Below are 4,223 nucleotides of genomic sequence, written 5' to 3'. Positions count from 1 at the left end.
GTGACCGCCGGGCCCTCCAGACCGAAGGTGTACGACACCCGGCCGGAGGCGATGGAGCCGGAGCTGCCGGTGCCGAGGAAGCCCTCGACGCCCTCGGGCACGGAGTCCAGCCGCGAGGTGTAGTCGTGGTACATCACGCCCGCGAACACGCCGGTCCGGCTGCCACGCAGCCCGGTCGGGTCGATCCCGGCCCGCTCGAACGCCTCCCACGAGCTCTCCAGCAGCAGCCGCTGCTGCGGGTCCATCGCCAGGGCCTCGCGCGGCGAGATCCCGAAGACCGCGGGGTCGAAGCCGCCCGCGTCGTAGAGGAACCCGCCCTCGTTGACATAGCTGGCGCCCGCCTGGTCGGGGTCGGCGTCATAAAGCGACTCGACGTCCCAGCCACGATCGGTGGGGAAGCCGGAGATCGCGTCCTCGCCGTTCAGGACGAGCCGCCACAGCTCCTCGGGGGTGCGCACACCGCCCGGGTAGCGGCAGCTCATCGCGACGATCGCGATGGGCTCCTGGTGCCGCTCCTCGACCTCGCGGAGCTGCCGACGGGCCTGACGCAGGTCAGCGGTGGCCCGCTTGAGGTAGTCGCGGAGCTTGTCCTCGTTATTCACCATTGCGTCGGCTCCTTGCGAAGAGGGAGGTGGTGCTCATGGGTTCCATGGGTTCAGAACGCTCCCGTTCAGGAGGAGCCGAGTTCGTCATCGAGCAGGTCGAAGAGCTCATCGTCGGTCGCGGATTCGAGGTCGTGGTCGTCGGTGTCGCCGTCTCCGGCCGCGTCCTGGGCGTCGTTCCACTTCGCCAGGAGCGCCTGGAGGCGCATGGTGATCCTGGAGCGGGTGACGCTGTCGTCCGCGGCCACCGCCAGGGCGGCTTCCAGCCGGTCGAGTTCGCCGAACACCGACGGACCGCCGCCGTCCCCGTGCGGGAGTTCCGCGCGCAGATGGTCGGCCAGGGCGTNCCCGTGCGGGAGTTCCGCGCGCAGATGGTCGGCCAGGGCGTCGGGGGTCGGGTAGTCGAAGATCAGCGTGGCGGGCAGCCGGAGGCCGGTGGCCGCGCCGAGCCGGTTGCGGAGTTCGACGGCGGTGAGCGAGTCGAAGCCCAGCTCCTTGAAGGCCGCGCCGGGTTCGATCGCCGCCGCGCTGCCGTAGCCGAGCACGGTGGCCACCTGGCCGCAGACCAGGTTGAGCAGGAAGCGGTCCCGTTCGGCCGCGGACATGCCCGCGAGCCGCTGGGCGAGGCTCGCCGCCTCGTCCGCCCCGCCGCCACCGGCCGCGGCCCGCCGTACGGGGGTACGGATCAGCCCGCGCAGCAGCGGGGCGACCCCGGCCGCGGACTGGGCGCGCAGGGCGGCGATGTCCAGGGCGGCGGGGATCAGCACCGCGTGTCCGGCCAGGCCCGACACGTCGAACAGGGCCAGGCCCTCGGCGTTGTTCAGCGCGCCCATGCTGCCGCGGCTCATCCGCTGCCGGTCGGCGGTCGCGAGGGTCGCGGCCATGCCGCCCTCGTCCTCCCACAGGCCCCAGGCCAGGGAGACGGCGGGCAGTCCCTGGGCGCGGCGGTGCTGGGCGAGGGCGTCCAGGAAGGTGTTGGCCGCCGCGTAGTTGCCCTGCCCCGGGTTGCCGAAGACACCGGCGGCGGAGGAGAACAGCACGAACGCCGACAGGTCGAGGTCCCGGGTCAGCTCGTGCAGGTTCCACGCCGCGTCCACCTTCGGGCGCAGGACGTGGGCGACGCGCTCGGGGGTCAGGGACTCGATGGTCCCGTCGTCGAGCACGCCCGCCGCGTGGATCACGGCGGTGAGCGGGTGGTCGGCGGGGACGGACGCGATGACCTCGGCCAGGGCGGTGCGGTCGGCCGCGTCGCACGCCGCCCAGTGGATTTCGGCGCCCAGCTCGGTGAGTTCGGCGGCGAGTTCGGCGGCGCCCGCCGCCTCCGCGCCCCGGCGGCTGGTCAACAGCAGCCTACGGGCGCCGCGCTCGGTCACCAGGTGACGGGCCAGCACCCCGCCCAGGGTGCCGGACGCGCCGGTGACCAGCACGGTCCCCGCCGGGTCCAGCCCGGGCACGGCCGCCCCGTCCAGGGCCGCCACCCGCGCGAGCCGCGGCGCGTGCACGACCCCGGCGCGCACAGCGAGCTGCGGCTCGTCGGTCCGCAGCGCCGCCACGAGGGCGGGGAGCCAGCCGTGGGGGGTGGTGGGGGTGGCGACACCGGTGGCCGGGGTGGCGTGGGTCGGGTTGCCGTGGGTGGGGACGCCGGTGGCCGGACCGCTGTGGGCCGGACCGCCGGTGGCGGGGGTGCCGTGGACCGGGCTGCCGGTGGCCGGACCGCCCGTGGCCGGGTCGCCGTGGGCCGGGGTGCCATGGGGCGAGTCGCCGTGGGCGGGGACGCCGCGGGCCAGGGCGCCGTGGAAGTCGATGTCTCCCTGGACGTCGACCAGGACGAACCGGCCCGGGTGCTCGGCCTGCGCCGAGCGCACCAGGCCCCAGGCGGCGGCGTGCGTCAGGTCGTCCACGCCCTCGGCCCCTTCGACACCCTCGACACCCTCGGCCGCTTCGGCCCCCGCGTCGTCGCCCGTGGTCACGGCCACGGCGCCACGGGTGAGCAGGACCAGCCGGGAGTCGGCGAACCGCTCGTCCGCGAGCCACTCCTGGACCAGCGCCAGCGTCCGCCGGACGACGGTGTGCGCGGCACCCGCCGTGTCCCCGGGCGTGCCCAGGTCGGGCAGGCACGGCACCAGGACCACATCGGGCGCGATTCCCTCGGCCTCCACCGCCTCGGCGAGCGCCGGGAGCCCCGCGTACGTCTCGGCCTCGATACCGGTGTCCGCCTCCGTCAGCGCGGCCGTGAGCTTCAGATCGTCACCGCCGAAGCCGTCCAGGACGGCCCACAGGGCGGTGTCCTCCGGCCGCTGCGGCGCCGCGGGCGTGGGCAGCGCGGCCCAGTCGACGCGGAACAGCGCCTCGTGGTGTGCGGTACGGGCGCCCGCGAACTGCTCGGCGTCCAGCGGCCGCAGCGCCAGCGAGCCGACCGACACCACCGGGGCGCCGGCCTCGTCGCTGATCTCCAGCGCCACCCCGCCGTGCCCGGCCGGGGAGACCCGCACCCGCAGCGCGGTCGCGCCGACCGCGTGCAGCCGTACGGCGTCCCACGAGAACGGCAGCCGGGCCTGGCCCGCCTCCTCGGCCGGGAAGAACCCGCCGAGCGCCACCGTGTGCAGCGCGGCGTCCAGCAGCGCCGGGTGCAGCCCGTACGCACGGGCCTCGCCCTGCCGGTCCTCGTCGAGCGCCACCTCGGCGAACACCTCGTCCCCGCGTCGCCACGCCTTGCGTAGCCCCTGGAACACCGGGCCGTAGGCGAGGCCGAGCGCGGCGAAGCCGTCGTACAGCCCGTCCACGTCGAGCGGTTCGAGGTCGGCGGTCGCGGCGGAAGCCGTGCCAGCGGCCGGGGGCCACTCCGCCGGACCGGTCGGGACCCCGGAGGAGCCGGAGGAGCCGGAGGAGCCGGAGACCGTGAGCACACCGGAGGCGTGCCGGACCCACGGCTCGTCGGTGGCGTCCTCCAGCCGCGAGTAGACGGTCAGCGCACGCCGCCCGTCGGGGCCGTCGGGCTCGTCCACGGCGACCCGCAGCTGCACCCCGCCACGCTCCGGCAGGATCAGCGGCGCTTCGAGGGTCAGCTCCTCCAGCAGATCGCAGCCGACCTGGTCACCGGCCCGAACCGCCAGCTCCACCAGGGCCGTACCGGGCAGCAGCACGGTGTCCATGACGGCGTGGTCGGCCAGCCAGGGGTGGGTACGGAGCGAGAGCCGGCCCGTGAAGAGGACGCCCTCGGAGTCGGGCAGATCCACCGCCGCGCCCAGCAACGGGTGATCGGCCGAGCCGAGACCGGCCGAGGCCACGTCGCCGATGGCCCCGGCGGGAGCCTCCAGCCAGTAGCGCTCGCGCTGGAAGGGGTACGTCGGCAGCTCGGTGCGCTGGGCACCGGTTCCCGCGAAGAACGCCCTCCAGTCCACCGCCACACCACGAACGTGGGCCCGCGCGACGGCGGCCGTCAGCGCCTCGGCCTCGGGGCGGTCCTTGCGCAGCGCGGCGGCGAAACCGGCCGCGTCGGCGTCGGTGACGCACTCCTGGGCCATGGCGGTGAGGACACCGTCGGGGCCCAGCTCGATGTAGGTGGTGACGCCCTGCGCTTCCATCGTCCGGACACCGTCGAGGAAGCGGACGGCCTCGCGG

At 75.2% G+C, this 4,223-nt stretch carries 2 protein-coding genes; both read right to left on the bottom strand.

Annotation, left to right across the window (positions count from 1 at the left end):
• On the bottom strand, positions 1 to 605 hold a 605-nt coding region (locus tag IEJ02_RS47530; RefSeq protein ID WP_191070466.1), incomplete at its 3' end, for a beta-ketoacyl synthase N-terminal-like domain-containing protein.
• Positions 606 to 670: 65 nt separating this feature from the next.
• Positions 671 to 4,223, bottom strand: a 3,553-nt coding sequence (locus IEJ02_RS47525; RefSeq protein ID WP_191070465.1) for a type I polyketide synthase, incomplete at its 5' end; no start/stop codon positions are given.

Origin of the sequence: Streptomyces sp. 5-10, assembly GCF_014712245.1 — a bacterium.
Taxonomy (GTDB): Bacteria; Actinomycetota; Actinomycetes; order Streptomycetales; family Streptomycetaceae; genus Streptomyces; species Streptomyces violaceusniger.
The sequence above is the reverse complement of the archived record's forward strand: the minus strand, read 5'-3'. Positions and strand labels throughout refer to the sequence as shown.